The sequence below is a fragment of the Fusobacterium sp. FSA-380-WT-3A genome (assembly GCF_012843705.1).
Lineage (GTDB): Bacteria > Fusobacteriota > Fusobacteriia > Fusobacteriales > Fusobacteriaceae > Fusobacterium_B.
Genome location: NZ_JABAFQ010000031.1, coordinates 1 through 1667, shown reverse-complemented (window position 1 = coordinate 1667; position 1667 = coordinate 1). Strand labels below are relative to the sequence as shown.

Genomic DNA, 1667 nt, shown 5'->3' with positions numbered 1-1667 from the left:
AAGGACATTAACAACAGAATAGAGATATATGACAAGCAAACAACCATATTTTGGTGTTTAAATAACGGTAAGTGTTAATTAAATTGACCTAGTCAATAAATATAAAGTTTTAATGAAGAGTTTGATCCTGGCTCAGGATGAACGCTGACAGAATGCTTAACACATGCAAGTCTACTTGAATTCACTTCGGTGATAGTAAGGTGGCGGACGGGTGAGTAACACGTAAAGAACTTGCCTTGTAGTCTGGGACAACTATTGGAAACGATAGCTAATACCGGATATTATGATTTTATCGCATGATAAGATTATGAAAGCTATATGCGCTACGAGAGAGCTTTGCGTCCCATTAGCTAGTTGGTGAGGTAACGGCTCACCAAGGCCACGATGGGTAGCCGGCCTGAGAGGGTGAACGGCCACAAGGGGACTGAGACACGGCCCTTACTCCTACGGGAGGCAGCAGTGGGGAATATTGGACAATGGACCAAAAGTCTGATCCAGCAATTCTGTGTGCACGATGACGGTCTTAGGATTGTAAAGTGCTTTCAATTGGGAAGAAACAAATGACGGTACCAATAGAAGAAGCGACGGCTAAATACGTGCCAGCAGCCGCGGTAATACGTATGTCGCAAGCGTTATCCGGATTTATTGGGCGTAAAGCGCGTCTAGGTGGTTTGGTAAGTCTGATGTGAAAATGCGGGGCTCAACTCCGTATTGCGTTGGAAACTGCCTAACTAGAGTATCGGAGAGGTGGGCGGAACTACAAGTGTAGAGGTGAAATTCGTAGATATTTGTAGGAATGCCGATAGAGAAGTCAGCTCACTGGACGAATACTGACACTGAAGCGCGAAAGCATGGGGAGCAAACAGGATTAGATACCCTGGTAGTCCATGCTGTAAACGATGATTACTAAGCGTCGGGGGTCGAACCTCGGCACTCAAGCTAACGCGATAAGTAATCCGCCTGGGGAGTACGTACGCAAGTATGAAACTCAAAGGAATTGACGGGGACCCGCACAAGTGGTGGAGCATGTGGTTTAATTCGACGCAACGCGAGGAACCTTACCAGCGTTTGACATCCTAGGAATGAGAAAGAGATTTCTTAGTGCTCCTTCGGGAGAACCTAGAGACAGGTGGTGCATGGCTGTCGTCAGCTCGTGTCGTGAGATGTTGGGTTAAGTCCCGCAACGAGCGCAACCCCTATTGTATGTTGCCATCATTAAGTTGGGCACTCATGCGATACTGCCTGCGATGAGCAGGAGGAAGGTGGGGATGACGTCAAGTCATCATGCCCCTTATACGCTGGGCTACACACGTGCTACAATGGGCAGTACAGAGAGAAGCAATTTCGCGAGAAGGAGCAAATCTCAGAAAGCTGTTCGTAGTTCGGATTGTACTCTGCAACTCGAGTACATGAAGTTGGAATCACTAGTAATCGCAAATCAGCTATGTTGCGGTGAATACGTTCTCGGGTCTTGTACACACCGCCCGTCACACCACGAGAGTTGATTGCACCTGAAGTAGCAGGCCTAACCGCAAGGATGGATGCTCCGAGGGTGTGGTTAGCGATTGGGGTGAAGTCGTAACAAGGTATCCGTACGGGAACGTGCGGATGGATCACCTCCTTTCTAAGGAGCAATTCATATATCTCTTTCTATTGGTAATGTTCTT

Annotated in this window: 1 rRNA gene; it reads left to right on the top strand. The window is 47.5% G+C overall.

Annotated features, from left to right (window positions below):
* Positions 1-109 precede the first annotated feature (109 nt).
* A 16S ribosomal RNA gene (locus HF862_RS09880) occupies positions 110-1624 on the top strand.
* Positions 1625-1667: the final 43 nt, after the last annotated feature.